16 protein-coding genes are annotated in these 14,777 nt (G+C 66.7%); 7 read left to right on the top strand and 9 right to left on the bottom strand.

Features of this window, described 5'->3' with window-relative positions; all coding sequences use genetic code 11:
- Window positions 1–7: 7 nt before the first annotated feature.
- A complete protein-coding gene (locus AWB89_RS17685) occupies window positions 8–1,648 on the bottom strand; it encodes an acyl-CoA synthetase (protein ID WP_085095772.1) in 1,641 nt (546 codons plus the stop codon).
- Window positions 1,649–1,712: 64 nt separating this feature from the next.
- Between AWB89_RS17685 and AWB89_RS17680 the strand changes: the two genes are divergently transcribed.
- On the top strand, window positions 1,713–2,525 hold the full coding sequence (locus AWB89_RS17680; RefSeq protein ID WP_085095774.1) for a crotonase/enoyl-CoA hydratase family protein: 813 nt from the start codon (window positions 1,713–1,715) through the stop codon (window positions 2,523–2,525).
- 67 nt (window positions 2,526–2,592) lie between these two features.
- Here AWB89_RS17680 and AWB89_RS17675 read toward each other — a convergent pair whose 3' ends face one another.
- The 4 genes from AWB89_RS17675 to AWB89_RS17660 all read right to left on the bottom strand — a co-directional run bounded on the left by AWB89_RS17675 (window position 2,593) and on the right by AWB89_RS17660 (window position 6,529).
- Entirely contained in the window at window positions 2,593–3,432 is an 840-nt protein-coding gene (locus AWB89_RS17675; RefSeq protein ID WP_085175418.1) for a hypothetical protein, read from the bottom strand.
- Between the two features lie 103 nt (window positions 3,433–3,535).
- A complete protein-coding gene (locus AWB89_RS17670) occupies window positions 3,536–4,741 on the bottom strand; it encodes a cytochrome P450 (protein ID WP_085095778.1) in 1,206 nt (401 codons plus the stop codon).
- Window positions 4,738–5,454 carry an acetoacetate decarboxylase family protein gene (locus AWB89_RS17665; RefSeq protein ID WP_085175416.1) on the bottom strand — a complete coding sequence of 239 codons (717 nt, stop codon included), beginning with the start codon at window positions 5,452–5,454 and terminating at the stop codon, window positions 4,738–4,740. Before AWB89_RS17665 ends, AWB89_RS17670 begins: the two co-directional genes overlap by 4 nt.
- Window positions 5,455–5,497: 43 nt before the next feature.
- Complete coding sequence (locus tag AWB89_RS17660) at window positions 5,498–6,529, bottom strand: LLM class F420-dependent oxidoreductase (protein WP_085175414.1); 1,032 nt, start codon at window positions 6,527–6,529, stop codon at window positions 5,498–5,500.
- Between the two features lie 64 nt (window positions 6,530–6,593).
- On the opposite strand from AWB89_RS17660, the gene AWB89_RS17655 reads away from it, so the two are divergent.
- The 4 genes from AWB89_RS17655 to AWB89_RS17640 are packed head-to-tail and all read left to right on the top strand — an operon-like array spanning window position 6,594 to window position 10,287.
- A complete protein-coding gene (locus AWB89_RS17655) occupies window positions 6,594–7,586 on the top strand; it encodes a Zn-ribbon domain-containing OB-fold protein (protein WP_085095784.1) in 993 nt (330 codons plus the stop codon).
- Window positions 7,587–7,601: 15 nt separating this feature from the next.
- Window positions 7,602–8,666, top strand: coding sequence for a thiolase domain-containing protein (locus AWB89_RS17650; RefSeq protein WP_085175412.1), 1,065 nt, complete (start codon window positions 7,602–7,604; stop codon window positions 8,664–8,666).
- Complete coding sequence (locus tag AWB89_RS17645) at window positions 8,666–9,853, top strand: thiolase domain-containing protein (RefSeq protein WP_085095788.1); 1,188 nt, start codon at window positions 8,666–8,668, stop codon at window positions 9,851–9,853. The genes AWB89_RS17650 and AWB89_RS17645 overlap by 1 nt, the downstream gene beginning before the upstream one ends.
- Before the next feature lie 2 nt (window positions 9,854–9,855).
- A complete protein-coding gene (locus tag AWB89_RS17640; RefSeq protein ID WP_085095790.1) occupies window positions 9,856–10,287 on the top strand; it encodes a nuclear transport factor 2 family protein in 432 nt (143 codons plus the stop codon).
- Window positions 10,288–10,290: 3 nt separating this feature from the next.
- On the opposite strand, the gene AWB89_RS17635 is transcribed toward AWB89_RS17640, so the two are convergent.
- Window positions 10,291–10,815: a gamma carbonic anhydrase family protein gene (locus AWB89_RS17635; RefSeq protein ID WP_085095792.1), complete on the bottom strand. Its 525-nt coding sequence runs from the start codon at window positions 10,813–10,815 to the stop codon at window positions 10,291–10,293.
- Window positions 10,816–10,936: 121 nt separating this feature from the next.
- On the opposite strand from AWB89_RS17635, the gene AWB89_RS17630 reads away from it, so the two are divergent.
- Together AWB89_RS17630 and AWB89_RS17625 are read left to right on the top strand one after the other, a co-directional pair.
- On the top strand, window positions 10,937–12,106 hold the full coding sequence (locus tag AWB89_RS17630; protein ID WP_085095794.1) for a 3-ketosteroid-9-alpha-monooxygenase, oxygenase component: 1,170 nt from the start codon (window positions 10,937–10,939) through the stop codon (window positions 12,104–12,106).
- A 4-nt stretch (window positions 12,107–12,110) separates the two neighbouring features.
- The gene (locus AWB89_RS17625) at window positions 12,111–12,557 is read left to right on the top strand and encodes a hypothetical protein (protein WP_085175409.1); all 447 of its coding nucleotides are present in this window, start codon (window positions 12,111–12,113) and stop codon (window positions 12,555–12,557) included.
- A gap of 24 nt (window positions 12,558–12,581) precedes the next feature.
- Here the strand turns inward: AWB89_RS17625 and AWB89_RS17620 are convergent, their stop codons facing one another.
- From AWB89_RS17620 to AWB89_RS17610, 3 genes are read right to left on the bottom strand one after another with little or no spacing between them, the layout of a single operon-like run.
- The gene (locus AWB89_RS17620) at window positions 12,582–12,791 is read right to left on the bottom strand and encodes a TetR/AcrR family transcriptional regulator (RefSeq protein WP_085175407.1); all 210 of its coding nucleotides are present in this window, start codon (window positions 12,789–12,791) and stop codon (window positions 12,582–12,584) included.
- A gap of 56 nt (window positions 12,792–12,847) precedes the next feature.
- Window positions 12,848–13,993 carry a sulfotransferase family protein gene (locus tag AWB89_RS17615; RefSeq protein ID WP_085095798.1) on the bottom strand — a complete coding sequence of 382 codons (1,146 nt, stop codon included), beginning with the start codon at window positions 13,991–13,993 and terminating at the stop codon, window positions 12,848–12,850.
- Window positions 13,993–14,775 carry an SDR family oxidoreductase gene (locus AWB89_RS17610; protein WP_085175404.1) on the bottom strand — a complete coding sequence of 261 codons (783 nt, stop codon included), beginning with the start codon at window positions 14,773–14,775 and terminating at the stop codon, window positions 13,993–13,995. Before AWB89_RS17610 ends, AWB89_RS17615 begins: the two co-directional genes overlap by 1 nt.
- Between the last annotated feature and the right edge of the window lie 2 nt (window positions 14,776–14,777).

Raw genomic sequence — 14,777 nt, 5'->3', positions numbered from 1 at the left:
GTGCGCGTCAGGTCGTCGCGTGGCTCGCATGTACGTCGTCGGCCGCTCGCGCCTCGGTCTGCTCCTTGGCCCAGCGGTAGTCGGGCTTGCCCGCGGGCGAACGCTTCACCTCATCGACCAGCCAAAGGCTGCGCGGCACTTTGTATCCGGCGATCTCCGAGCGCACGAAGCTGTCCAGCTCCGCCAGCGACGGCCGGCATCCGGGCCGGGGCTGCACGACGGCGGCCACGTGCTGGCCGTAACGCGGGTCGGGCACGCCGACCACCAGGGCGTCGAAGACGTCGGGGTGGCCCTTCAACGCGGCCTCGACCTCCTCGGGGTAGATCTTTTCGCCGCCGCTGTTGATCGACACCGACCCGCGGCCCAGCATCGTGACCGTGCCGTCCTCCTCGACCAGGGCCCAGTCACCGGGGATGGCGTAGCGAACGCCGTTGATGGTCTTGAAGGTTTCGGCCGTCTTCTTCTCGTCCTTGTAGTAGCCGACCGGGATGTTGCCCTTCTTGGCGATGAAGCCGCGCACACCCGAGCCGGGCTTCACCTCGTTGCCGTCCTCGTCGAGCACGACGGTGCGGTGGTCGATGGTGACCCGGGGGCCGCCGCTGTGCGGCGCACCCGCGGCCACGACGCTGGTGCCGCCGAAACCGGTCTCCGAGGAGCCAATTGAGTCCGTGATGACGCGGTTGGGCAGCAGCTCGAGCAGCCGCTCCTTGATGCTGGGCGAGAACAGGGCCGCGGTGCTGGCGAGCAGGAACAGGGACGACAGGTCGTATCCGTGGTCCTTGTCCAGCGCGTCGAGCAACGGCCGCGCCATCGCGTCACCCGTGAAGAACAACAAGTTGACCTTGTGTTCGTGGATGGTGCGCCACACCTCTTCGGCGTTGAATTCCGGTGCCAGCACGGTGGTTTGACCCGAGAAGATCGACATCCAGGTCGCGGATTGCGTGGCGCCATGGATCATCGGCGGAATCGGGTAGCGGACCATCGGCGGGTTGGCGACGGCGCCCTTGGCCAGGTCGTACTCGTCCTTGACGAATTCGCCGGTGGCAAAGTCGGTACCGCCCAACAACACCCGGTAGATGTCCTCGTGGCGCCACATCACGCCCTTCGGGAAACCGGTGGTTCCCCCGGTGTACAGCAGGTAGATGTCGTCGGCGCTGCGCTCGCCGAAGTCGCGCTCCGGTGAGCCCTGCGCGATCGCCGAGTAGAACTCGACTCCCCCGTAGCGCTGGTAGTCGTTGTCGGAGCCGTCCTCGATGACCAGGATCGTCTTGACGTTCGGGGTGTCCGGCAGCACGTTGGCGACCCGGTCGGAGTACTGGCGCTCGTGCACCAGCGCCACCATGTCGGAGTTGTCGAACAGGTAGCGCAGCTCGCCCTCGACGTAGCGGTAGTTGACGTTGACCAGGATGGCCCCGGCCTTGACGATGCCGAGCATCGCGATCACGATCTCGATGCGGTTGCGGCAGTACAGGCCGACCTTGTCGTCCTTCTTGACGCCCTGGTCGATCAGGTAGTGGGCGAAGCGGTTGGCCTTCTCCTCCAGTTGGGCGTAGGTCAGCTTCTCGTCGCCGCAGATGAGGGCGACACGGTCAGGCACAGCGTCGATGGCGTGCTCGGCGAGGTCGGCAATATTCAGGGCCACGGCCACCAAATTAGAACGTGTTACATTTCTTGACAAGCTCGCCCCCAACGACGACGGAAAGGCGGTAGCCGTGTCTGAGGCTCCAGCAAACGAACAAACGGGACCGGACGCCCTCGTCGAACAGCGCGGTCACACCCTGATCGTCACCTTGAACCGGCCGCACGCCCGCAACGCGCTGAGCACGGAAATGATGGAAATCATGGTGCAGGCCTGGGACCGCGTCGACAACGACGACGACATCCGCTGCTGCATCCTGACCGGCGCCGGTGGCTACTTCTGCGCCGGCATGGACCTGAAGACGGCGACCAAGAAACCGCCGGGCGACTCGTTCAAGGACGGCAGCTACGACCCGTCACGGATCGACGCTTTGCTGAAGGGGCGCCGGCTGACGAAACCGCTCATCGCGGCGGTCGAAGGCCCCGCGATCGCCGGCGGCACCGAGATCCTGCAGGGCACCGACATCCGCGTGGCCGGCGAGAGCGCGAAGTTCGGCATCTCGGAGGCCAAGTGGAGCCTGTACCCGATGGGCGGCTCCGCCGTGCGCCTGGTGCGCCAGATTCCCTACACCGTCGCGTGCGACCTGCTGCTGACCGGCCGGCACATCACCGCCGCCGAGGCCAAGGAGATCGGCCTGATCGGCCACCTGGTGCCCGACGGCCAGGCGCTGACCAAGGCGCTCGAGATCGCCGACCTGATATCGGCCAACGGGCCTTTGGCCGTCCAGGCGATCCTGCGGGCGATCCGCGAAACCGAGGGTCTGCACGAAAACGACGCCTTCAAGATCGACACCCAGATCGGCATCAAGGTGTTCCTGTCCGACGACGCCAAGGAAGGCCCGCGGGCGTTCGCCGAGAAGCGCAAGCCTGAGTTCAAGAACCGCTAGGCGGTCCGGTCCCCCTTCGCCGAACGTGCTCTGAGGGCGGGATTTTTGCGATTTTCTCGCCCTCAGATCACGTTCGGCGAGCCCAGGCAGCCGCCAACCGACCCAGGATGCCGCCCCGCGTGTCGGCGCCCGTCACACGAATTGCGATCCACCCCAGGTCAAGTAGCGCCTCGTAACGTTCGACGTCCTTACGGAACTGCCGGGGATCGGTCCAATGCTGGATCCCCTCGTATTCCAGTGCGATTTTGACGTCGTCCCAACCCATGTCGACAACAGCGACCAGCTCGCCGTATTCGCCGTAGACCGGCATCTGGGTTTGCGGCGACGGGTAACCCGCCTCGACCACGAGCAGCCGCAGCCAAGTCTCGCGGGGTGACTCGGCACCAGCGTCGACGAGTGTCAACGCTCGCCTTGCCCGCCTGATGTTCCGGTGCCCTTTGTAGCGGTCTGCGACTAATTCGGCGTCGGCGGGCTTCAGTCCGGTCGCTCGGGCCAGGGCATCGATAGCCGCGACGGCTTTGCCTACGGGATTGCGACACGCGAGGTCGAACGCCGTACGGGCCGGCGTGGTCGCGGAAACATCGCCGATCAGTTGGATCTCGTCGTCGGCGACGGTGTCCAACCACGTGCGAATACCGGCCGGCGGACGGCGATGCCGGTACAGCAGCTGAGCCGGGGTCCGGTGGTCTACCCATTTCGCGCCATGCAGCGCGGCCGCGGAATGCCCTGCGACGATGCCACGCCGCCGCGACCACAGCCACGCGGCGCGAGCGCGCATCGCGGCGGTGAGGTCCAGGTCCGGCGGGCTGTAGACGTCCGGGTGCAGCGCGACGAATCGACTGCGCAACTGGTGCCGCGTCAGGGCGCCAGACTTCGTGGCCTCGCTGCCGATAAACGCCTCTTCCATGCGGGCTAGTGTGTCCCGGGGCACCGACAGCTGCGCCGAACGTGCCGTCAGGGTGCAAAATCTACAGAAATCTCGCCCTCAAAACACGTTCGGCGCGGGGAGGCTAGCGCAGCGGCGCGGTCGGGCTGAACGCCACCGGCATCTTCTCGAGGCCGGACACGAAATTCGCCGGACGCAGCGGCAACGCCGCGTCTGGAGACGCCAGCCGCATGTCCGGAAGGCGCTGCAGCAGCCGCGTTTGCATGATCGACAGCTCCAGCCGGGCGAGCTGGTTGCCGAGGCAGAAGTGCGTCCCGAAGCCGAACGCGAGGTGGTTGTTCGGGTAGCGCTCGATGTCGAAGCTCTCCGGATCGTCGAAGACCTTCTCGTCGAAGTTCGCCGACTCGAACAGCAGGATCATCTTTTCGCCCTGGCGCAGCGCCGTGCCATGGAACTCTGTGTCGGCGGTGATCGTGCGGGCCATGTTCTTCACCGGCGCCGTCCAGCGCAGCATCTCTTCGATCGCGTTGGGCAGCAACGACAGATCCCCCACCAGCCGCCGGTGCTGGTCGGGGTGCAACAGCAGCTGCCGCGTGCCGCCGCTCAACGTATGCCGCGTGGTCTCGTCGCCGCCGATCAGCAGCAGCAGCACCTCGGTCACGATCTGGTGGTCTTCCAGGCGCGAGCCCTCCACCTCGGCGTGAACCAGGACGCTGACCAGGTCGTCGGTCGGCTCCTTCTTGCGGGCCGCGATCATGCCCATCATGTATTCGCTGTAGGCGGCGAAGGCATCCATCGTGACCTGAATGTCGGCTTCGGCCGCCGTGCTGCTCAGGGCGCCGACCAGATCGTCGGACCACTTGAGGAACATCTCGCGTTCCTCCGGCAGCACCCCGAGCATGTCGCCGATGACCGCCATCGGCAACGGCGCGGCGAGGTCCCAGACGAAGTCGCACTCGCCCCGCTCGCACACGGCGTCGATCAGCGTGTCACACAGCGAAACGATCTTGGACTCTTGGTCTTTCACGCGTTTGCGGGTGAAACCGGAGTTGACGAGCTTGCGGCGCAACAGATGTTGCGGATCGTCCATCTCGATCATCATCTCGACCCCGTCCTGGTCGGGTCGGATGCCGCCGGCGTTCGAGAACAGCTCGGGGTTGCGCTCGGCGTCGATCACCGCCTGGTACGTCGACGCGGCGGCCAACCCGTTGCGGTCCCGAAAGACCGGCTCGTTCTGCCGCATCCAGCGATAGACGGGATGCGAGTCACCCGCGTAGAAGGTGCCGTCGGTCAGATCCACATCGGGTCTGGTCACTGAAGTCACAGTCATGAGATCTCCTGAGCGTCACCGAAAGTCATCTGCACCTGGTCTGCGGAACTGGACAGCAGCGCGCGCTTCGGGAGACCAAGCGACGCAAGCTCTTTGGCGTACGGGTGATCGCCCAGCCGGACGCGCACTCCACCGAGCCGGGTCCGCACGCCGTCCAGCGTGTGCTCGAACGCGGTCTCCCGGGTGACGCCGTCGCGGTGCGAGTAGCTGCGCTGGGCCTGCTGCCGCGGGGTCAGCCGAATCGGCAGGCCGCGGCGAAAGTCCATGCCGATCACCAGTTGCCCGTCGACGGTGCAGTCGAATCCGAACTCGCGACCCTCGCGAATGGTGAAGTCCGCCATCACTTTCGGGTAGCCCCAGATCTTGGTGCCCGCCTCCAGGGTGAACGCCTGGTCGACGGGCAGGTGGTGGATGAACGCGCCCGCGGACTGCAGCGCGCGCGGTCCGCTCGCGTTCGAGCCCGGCGGGTTGACCATGACGCTGGTGCCGAACTCGTAGTACTGGCCCAGATCGCCGTCGATGTAGTGCATCAGCATCAGCACCACGATCGTGCGGCCCGGCAGGTAGCGGCAGACCCGCAGGCCGCTGTAGTCGATCAGGTGCTGGGCGGCGTCGGCGTCCACCGAGAACATCGCCATGTGCTGATTGGCCTTGCGGATCTGCACCGGCATCGTGATCACCGTGCCCGCGATGGTGTGCTGCGAGGCTGTCATCGGGCCAATCTAGAACGCGTTCTACTGCCCTGGCAAGGAACGCCTAGACCAGCGTGGCCAGCTCGTTGATCTGCTCAGTGCTGCGGCCGGACACCACCATCATCGTGACGCCCGCGGCCTCCCACACCTTGATCTGCTTACGCACGTAGTCGAGGTCGCCGACGATCGCGGCGTCGTCGACGAGCTCGTCGGGAATGATCTTCCCCGCCTCGTCCTTTCGGTTCGACCGGAACAGCTTCGTCACGTCGTCGACGACCTCCGCGTAGCCCATCCGGCGGTAGACGTCGGCGTGGAAGTTGGTGTCCTCCGCGCCCATCCCACCCATGTAGAGGGCCAGATAGGGCTTCATGGCCGCAAACGCGGCGCTGCGGTCGTCGGTGATGACGATGTTCGCGGTCGCACAGATCTCGAAGTCCTCGCGGCTGCGGCGCGCACCCGGCCGGGCGAACCCCTCGTCGAGCCATTCGTTGTAGGTATCCGCCATCCGCGGCGTGTAGAAGATCGGCAGCCAGCCGTCGCAGATCTCGCCGGCCAGCGCGACGTTCTTCGGGCCCTCGGCGCCCAGCATGATTGGGATGTCGGCGCGCAGCGGATGGGTGATGGGCTTGAGCGGCTTGCCCAGCCCGGTCGTCTCGGGGCCGGTCAGGGGCAGCGGGTAGTGGGGGCCGTCGCTGGTCACCGGCTTCTCGCGGGCCCACACCTGGCGCAGGATGTCGATGTACTCGCGGGTGCGCGCCAACGGCTTGGGGAATCGCTGGCCGTACCAACCCTCGACCACCTGCGGGCCGGACACGCCCAGCCCGAGGATGTGCCTGCCGCCGGAGAGGTGGTCGAGCGTGAGGGCGGCCATCGCGCAGGCGGTCGGCGTTCGCGCGGACAGCTGGACCACCGAGGTGCCCAGCCGCACCTGCGACGTCGACGACCCGTACCAGGCCAGCGGCGTGTACGCGTCGGATCCCCACGCCTCGGCGGTGAACACGGCGTCGAATCCGGCTTGTTCGGCCGCGGTGACGAGTTCCATCGCGTTCTCCGGCGGTTGAGCGCCCCAATACCCCAGCTGCAACCCAAGCTTCATGGCCTCCGCCTTCCGAGCCGACCCAGTGTTGAAACGATTCTTAGAACCTGTTCTACTCGATGGCGTGACAGCCAGTTCGAGCAGCCCGACCTTGATAGATCATCCCGAGCCACCGCTCTCCGCGCCACTGACGTTGTCCTTCGACTACACCCGTTCGGTGGGCCCCACGCTCAGCAAGTTCTTCACCGCGTTGCGTGAGCGCCGCATCCTCGGGGTGCGCGGATCCGATGGCCGCGTGCATGTCCCGCCGGCGGAATATGACCCGGTTACCTACGAGCCGCTGGGCGAGATGGTACCGGTGTCGGCAGTCGGCACCGTGGCGTCCTGGACGTGGCAGCCCGAACCGATCGAGGGTCAGCCGCTGGACCGGCCCTTCGCCTGGGCGCTGATCAAGCTGGACGGCGCGGACACGCTGCTGATGCACGCCGTCGACGCGGGCGAGCCGGACGCCATCCGCACCGGGACCCGGGTGCACGCGCACTGGGCCGACGAGACGGTCGGAGCCATCACCGACATCGCGTACTTCGCGCTCGGCGACCAGGCCGAAACCGTCCCCGAGCCGGACGGCGACCAGGAGCCGGTCACCATGATCGTCACGCCCGTCTCGCTGACGATTCAGCACAGCGCCTCCCACGAGGAAAGCGCCTATCTGCGGGCGATCGCGGAGGGCAAGCTGCTCGGCGCGAAGACGGGCGAGAACGGAAAAGTGTATTTCCCGCCGCACGGTGCGGACCCGGCCACCGGCTTGCCGACGACCGACTTCGTCGAGCTGCCCGACAGGGGCACGGTGACGACGTTCGCGATCATCAACATCCCGTTCCAGGGCCAGCGCATCAAGCCGCCCTACGTGGCGGCCTACGTCCTGCTCGACGGCGCGGACATCCCGTTCTTGCACCTGGTCGCCGACATCGACGCGCACGAGGTGCGGATGGGCATGCGCGTCGAGGCGGTGTGGAAACCACGCGAGGAGTGGGGTTTTGGCATCGACAACATCGAGTACTTCCGGCCGACCGGGGAGCCCGACGCCGAGTACGACACCTACAAGCACCACCTGTAAAGGGCCTACCAACACATGAGCGCTCGCAACGTCGCGGTCGTCGGCTTTGCCCACGCCCCGCATGTCCGCCGCACCGACGGCACCACCAACGGCGTCGAAATGTTGATGCCGTGCTTCGCCCAGCTGTACTCCGAGCTCGGCATCACGAAGTCCGACATCGGGTTCTGGTGTTCGGGATCGTCCGACTACCTTGCGGGACGGGCGTTTTCGTTCATCTCGGCGATCGACTCGATCGGCGCCGTCCCCCCGATCAACGAATCGCACGTCGAGATGGACGCGGCGTGGGCGCTGTACGAGGCCTACATCAAGATCCTGACGGGTGAGGTCGACACCGCGCTGGTGTACGGCTTCGGCAAGTCCTCGGCCGGGATCCTGCGTCAGATCCTGTCGAGGCAGACCGACCCGTACACCGTCGCGCCGCTGTGGCCCGACTCCGTGTCGATGGCCGGGCTCCAGGCCCGCATCGGGCTGGACACCGGCAAGTGGACCGACATCCAGATGGCCCGCGTCGCATTCGATTCCTTCGCGTCCGCGAAGCGGGTGGACTCCGTGCAGCCCCCGGTCAGCCTGGACGAGTTGCTGGAGCGGCCGTTCTTCGCCGACCCGCTGCGCCGGCACGACATCGCCCCGATCACCGACGGCGCCGCCGCCATCGTGCTCGCCGCCGACGACCGGGCCCGCGAGTTGCGCGAAAACCCGGCCTGGATCACCGGCATCGAGCACCGGATCGAGTCGCCGTCGCTGGGCGTGCGGGACCTCACCGAATCGCCGTCGACGGCCGCCGCGGCCAAGGCGGCCACCGGCGGAAGCACCCGCAACCTCGACGTGGCCGAGATTTGTGCGCCGTTCACCCACCAGCACCTGATCCTGGCGGAGGCGATCAACATCCCCGGGGCGACGAAGGTGAATCCGTCCGGCGGTGCGCTGGCGGCCAACCCCATGTTCGTCGCGGGCCTGGAGCGGATCGGCTTTGCGGCACAACACATCTGGAACGGTTCGGCCGGGCGGGTGCTGGCGCACGCCACCAGCGGTCCCGCCCTGCAGCAGAACCTGGTCGCGGTCATGGAAGGGAAGAACTGATGGCCGGAGCCGGAGCACACCTGGCCGCGGTACTGGGTACCGGGCAGACGAAGTACGTCGCCAAGCGCAAGGACGTTTCGATGAACGGCCTGGTGCGCGAGGCCATCGACCGGGCGCTGGAAGACTCCGGTTCCACCTTCGACGACATCGACGCCGTCGTGGTGGGCAAGGCGCCGGACTTCTTCGAGGGCGTGATGATGCCGGAGCTGTTCATGGCCGACGCCACGGGCGCCACCGGCAAGCCGCTGATCCGCGTGCACACCGCGGGCTCGGTCGGCGGGTCCACCGCGGTGGTGGCCGCCAGTCTGGTCCAGTCCGGGAAGTACCGGCGCGTGCTGGCGATGGCCTGGGAGAAGCAGTCGGAGTCAAACGCCATGTGGGCGTTGTCGATTCCGATCCCCTTCATCAAGCCGGTCGGCGCTGGCGCGGGTGGCTACTTCGCCCCGCACGTGCGGTCGTACATCCGCCGGTCCGGCGCGCCGTTGAACATCGGCGCCATGGTCGCGGTCAAGGACCGGCTCAACGGGGCCCGTAACCCGCTGGCCCATCTGCACCAGCCCGACATCACGGTGGAAAAGGTGATGGAGTCCCCCATGCTGTGGGACCCGATCCGCTACGACGAGACCTGCCCGTCCTCCGACGGTGCGGCCGCGGTCGTGATCGGCGACGAGGAAAGCGCCGAAGCCCGGCTGGCGCAAGGAAATCCGGTCGCCTGGATTCACGCCACCGCGCTGCGCACCGAGCCGCTGCAGTTCTCCGGCCGCGACCAGGTCAGCCCCCAGGCCGGCCGCGACGCCGCCGCGGCGCTGTGGAAGGCCGCCGGCATCACCAGCCCGATCGACGAGATCGACGCCGCCGAGATCTACGTGCCGTTCTCCTGGTTCGAGCCGATGTGGTTGGAAAACCTCGGGTTTGCGCCCGAGGGCGAAGGCTGGAAGCTCACCGAGGCGGGCGAGACCAAGATCGGCGGGCGGCTGCCGGTGAACCCCTCGGGCGGCGTGCTGTCGTCGAACCCGATCGGGGCCTCGGGCCTGATCCGCTTCGCCGAGGCGGCGATTCAGGTGATGGGCAAGGGCGGGGATCACCAGGTGCCCAACGCCCGAAAGGCATTGGGCCACGCGTACGGCGGCGGCTCGCAGTACTACTCGATGTGGGTCGTGGGGGCGGACAAACCCGAAAGAGGTTGACAATGACCGACACCCAGGAAAAGACCAAGCACCCCGCGCACGAGGCCGGCCGCCGCTCCCGCGAGGCGGTGATGGCGAGGGACAAGGAAGCGTGGTTGGCGGTGTTCGCCGACGACGCGATCGTCGAGGACCCGATCGGGCCGTCGGCCTTCGATCCAGAGGGCAAGGGACACCGGGGCCGCGACGCCATCTCGGCGTTCTGGGACCTGGCCATCGCTCCCACGACCAAGATCGAGTTCGTCTTCCGCGACACCTACCAATGCGGCAACGAGGAAGCCAACGTCGGGCACATCCTCATCACCACGGGCGACTACCAGGTCACCGCCGAAGGCGTGTTCACCTACAAAGCCGACGACGACGGCAAAATGTTGGCCCTGCGGGCGTACTGGGAGATGGACCGGGCGGCCGCGAGCGTCCGAAAGGTCGAGGGCTGAACCCTAGATCGGCTCCAGCCCTGCCAGGTGCCGCTGTGCGAGGTCGCGATAGGCCTGCGGGTTGACGTTGATCCACATCTCCGCGCCCGTTCCGGCGACCGGCCCCTTCACCTGCGCGGGGGAGCCGACCGCCAGCATTCCGGCCGGAATCTGAGTGCCGGCCAGCACCAGGGAACCTGCCGCGATCAGGCTGCGCGCGCCGATCACCGCGCCGTCCAAGACGGTGGCGTGGTTGGCGATCAGCGCCTCTTTGCCGACGTGGACCCCGTGCACGACGCACATGTGCGCCACCGTCGCACCGGGGCCGATGTCGACGGGGATGCCCGGCGGCGCGTGCAATACCGACCCGTCCTGGACGTTGGCGCCCTCGCGCACGACGATCGGCCCGTAGTCGCCGCGCAGCACGGCGTTGAACCAAACCGATGCCCCTGCCTCCACCGTGACGTCGCCGATCAGGGTCGCGGTCGGGGCCACAAACGCGGTGGGATCGATCCGCGGCGACCGACCTTCGAAAGCAAACAGCGGCATCGTCTAGATATACCCCAACGTCAAAACGCTCGCTGAAAACCGCAGCCAGACGCACCGTCGTTGCGCCGGGCAGGCCCAAAACTGTAACGTGTTCTAGTTAGAGACTACTTGGAGGTGGAAGGTGAGTACCGACACCAAGGCGGTCGGCATCCGGGAAATCGACCCCGGCGCCTTGCCGACCAGATACGCCCGCGGCTGGCACTGCCTGGGCGTCGCGAAGGACTTCCAGGACGGTAAGCCGCACCCCGTGCAGGCGTTCGGCACCAAGCTGGTCGTGTTCGCCGATTCCCACGGGGACCTGAAGGTGCTCGACGGCTACTGCCGGCACATGGGCGGCGACTTGTCGGAGGGCACCATCAAGGGCGACGAGATCGCCTGCCCGTTCCACGACTGGCGCTGGGGCGGCGACGGCCGCTGCAAGCTGGTGCCGTACGCCAAGCGCACACCCAAGACGGCGCGCACCCGGTCGTGGACCACCGACGTCCGCGGCGGCCTGCTGTTCGTCTGGCACGACCACGAAGGCAACCCGCCGGACCCCGCGGTCCGGATCCCGGAGATCCCCGAGGCGGCCAGCGACGAATGGACCGATTGGCGGTGGAATCGCATCCTGATCGAGGGGTCCAACTGCCGCGACATCATCGACAACGTCACCGACATGGCGCACTTCTTCTACATCCATTTCGGGCTGCCGACGTACTTCAAGAACGTCTTCGAGGGCCACATCGCCTCGCAGTATCTGCACAACGTCGGCCGGCCCGACGTCAATGATCTCGGAACCTCTTACGGCGAGGCGCACTTGGATTCCGAGGCCTCGTACTTCGGGCCGTCGTTCATGATCAACTGGCTGCACAACAGCTACGGCGGCTACAAGGCCGAGTCGATTTTGATCAATTGCCACTACCCCGTCACGCAGAACTCGTTCGTGCTGCAGTGGGGCGTGATCGTCGAAAAGCCCAAGGGCATGGACGAAGAGATGACCGACAAGCTGTCGCGCGTCTTCACCGAAGGGGTCAGCAAGGGCTTCCTACAGGACGTCGAGATCTGGAAGCACAAGACCCGCATCGACAACCCGCTGCTGGTCGAGGAGGACGGCGCCGTCTACCAGCTGCGCCGCTGGTACCAGCAGTTCTACGTCGACGTCGCCGACATCACCCCAGAGATGGTGGAGCGCTTCGAGATCGAGGTCGACACCACCCGCGCCAACGAGTACTGGAACGCCGAGGTCGAAGAGAATCTCAAGGCACGGGAGTCCGAACCCCAATCAGAAGGCGTACCCGCCGAGCAACACTAGGACCATGCCCGAAGACCACCCGGCAGTACCGGACGTCGATCGGCTCGCCCGGTCGATGCTACTGCTGTACGGCGATCATCACGATCACGACGAATCGCATGGCGCAAAGGGCGGGACGGGAACCTGGTCCAAATCAAGGGATTTCACTAACGATCCGGAGCGCGCCGCCTCGGTCGCCGAGGCCAGCCGCGCCGATCGGGAGCGTTACCTGAGCTCGGGACTGCTGCCGGTGGATTGCCGGTTCTGCCACGTCACGGTCACGGTCAGGAGGCTGGGCCCAGGCCACACCGCGGTGCAGTGGAACACCGAGGCGGCGCAGCGGTGCGCGTATTTCGCCGAGATCCGCGAATCCGGCGGGGACACCGCTCGTGCGCGCGCCTGCCCCAAGCTGAGCGACAGCATCGAGCACGCCGCCGCCGAGGGCTACCTGGACCACCCCGACGACGACTGACTCAATCGCCTTGGGGCAGTTTGGTTATCGCCTCGAAGGCCTCGAGGAACACCTCGGCGATATGTCGTCGCGCGCGCCGGCCAGCGGCTTCTTCTGGAGCAACACTCGCTGCACGCCGATGCCCAACAACAGGGCCGTGACCATGTCCGCGCGAATCCTCGCCCGGTCGGCGGTTATCCGCCTGGCCAGGTTGCGGGTGAGCCCGACATCGAGCTGGGCATTGAGGCGCGCCACCACCGAGGTGTGGCCGGGGCCACGCCGGATCGAAGGCTGACAGGGGGCGACCGGGGTCACAGCCCCGCGAATCGCTCCTTCACCGCTTCCTCGGTCAACCCGTAATCGGCAAGCGAATACGTGTGTTTGGGCGCCCGCTCGCCGGACTGGCTGGCCGCGTGGCTCTTCTCCATGGCAGCCCGGGCCTCGTCGGTCAGCGTCAGGCCGAAGTGACGGTAGATGTCGGCGACCGTGCCCAACGGATCGGCGATCAGTTCCCGATAGTCGACGTCGTAGAACTGGGCCGGGTCGTATTTGGCCCGCGCGGTGTTGAACCGTTCCAACCCGCGCGACCAGGTTTCCATCGAGTCGGCGCCGATTTGGGCGCCGACGAACGTCGTCGACCATCCCTCCGCGGTGTGCTGGGCCAGCGAGCACATCGAGGCCATGATGGTCTCGACGGGCCGGTGGGTCTGAATGACCAAGGCGTCCGGATAGGTCGCCATCAGCGCGTCCAGCGCGAAAAGGTGACTGGGGTTCTTCAGCACCCACCGTTTGTCGGCGTCGTTGAGCCCGATCAGCTGCAGGTTCTTGCGGTGCCGGCGGTACGACGGCGTCCAGTCCTGCTGCGACAACCACTTTGAGTAGCTGGGCAGGTGCGAGAGGGTCTCGTAGGACACCGAATGCAGCGACTGCCGCAGCAGCTGCCAGCATTCCTCCAGCTCGTATGCGGCCATGAAGTGCAGGCCGGTGTAGCCGGGGTTTTCCTGGTGGTGCTGGGTGAATTGCGCGTCAAGCTGGCGATACATCGGGTTCGATTCCCAAGTGTCGCGCGGCGGGCGCGGCTGCGGGAACTCGGCCAGCCACATGTGCAGGCCCTGATGCGCCGGGTCGGCGCCCAGCAGGCGGTGCAGCGCCGTGGTGCCGGTGCGCACCAGCCCGGTGACGAAGATCGGCCGCTCGATCACCACGTCGGCGTGCTCCGGGTATTGCTTCCAGGAGGATTCCGACAGCAGCCGGGCCACCAGCGCGCCGCGCAGAAAGAACCGATTCATCTTGCTGCCCAACACGGTGAGGCCCGCTTCGTTGCGGTAGGAGTCCAGCAGCACCCCCAGCGCCTCGCGGTAGTTGTCGTCGTCGGCGCCGAAGTCGTCCAGCCCGGTCAGCTTGGTGGCCGAGGCGTGCAGTTCGTCGACGGTGCCGACATCGGTACGGTCTGCCATCAGGTGTGGTACTCCCCGCAGTTGACGTCCAGCGTCTGCCCGGTGATGCCGCTGGACAAATCGCTGGCCAGAAACAGGATCGCCGAAGCCACCTCGTCCTCGGTGGGCAGTCGCTTCAAATCGGAGTTCGCGGCGGTGGCCTGGTAGATCTGGTCCGCCGTGGTGCCGTACTTGCCGGCCTGGTGCTCGAAGTAGGCCTTCAGCGTCTCGCCCCAGATATAGCCCGGCGCAACGGAATTCACGCGAATGCCCTTCTCGCCGAGCTCGGTGGCGAGCGACTGCGACATCGCCAGCAGAGCTGACTTGGCCATCTTGTACGCGCCGTACTTCGCCTGCGAGTGGCGCAGCACCATCGAGTTGACGTTGACGATCGACCCGTGGGACTTCTCGAGCGCCGGCGTCAGGGCCTGGATGAGCCGCAGCGCGCCCAGCGCGCTCAACTCGATCGCATCGCGGATGTGCTGAAAGGACGTGCCGGCCAAGGGTTTCATCGACGGCACCCGGAACGCGTTGTTGACCAGCACGTCGACCTTGCCGTAGCTCGCCATGGCGGTCTCGACGAGGTAGTCGACCTCCTCGTCGCTGGTGATGTCGGCGCGCACCGCCAAGGCCTTGTGCCCGGAGTCGTTGATCTCCTTGGCCACCGCCTCCAGCCGGTCCAGGCTGCGGGCGGCCAGCACCAGGTCGGCACCGTCGCGCGCGCATCGGTGCGCCAGCGTGGTACCGAGCCCGGGCCCGACACCACTGATGACGACCACCTTTCGCTTGAGCATTCCTGACATCG

Origin of the sequence: Mycobacterium paraense, from assembly GCF_002101815.1 — a bacterium.
GTDB lineage: Bacteria > Actinomycetota > Actinomycetes > Mycobacteriales > Mycobacteriaceae > Mycobacterium > Mycobacterium paraense.
This window is presented reverse-complemented; position numbering and strand designations above follow the sequence as displayed.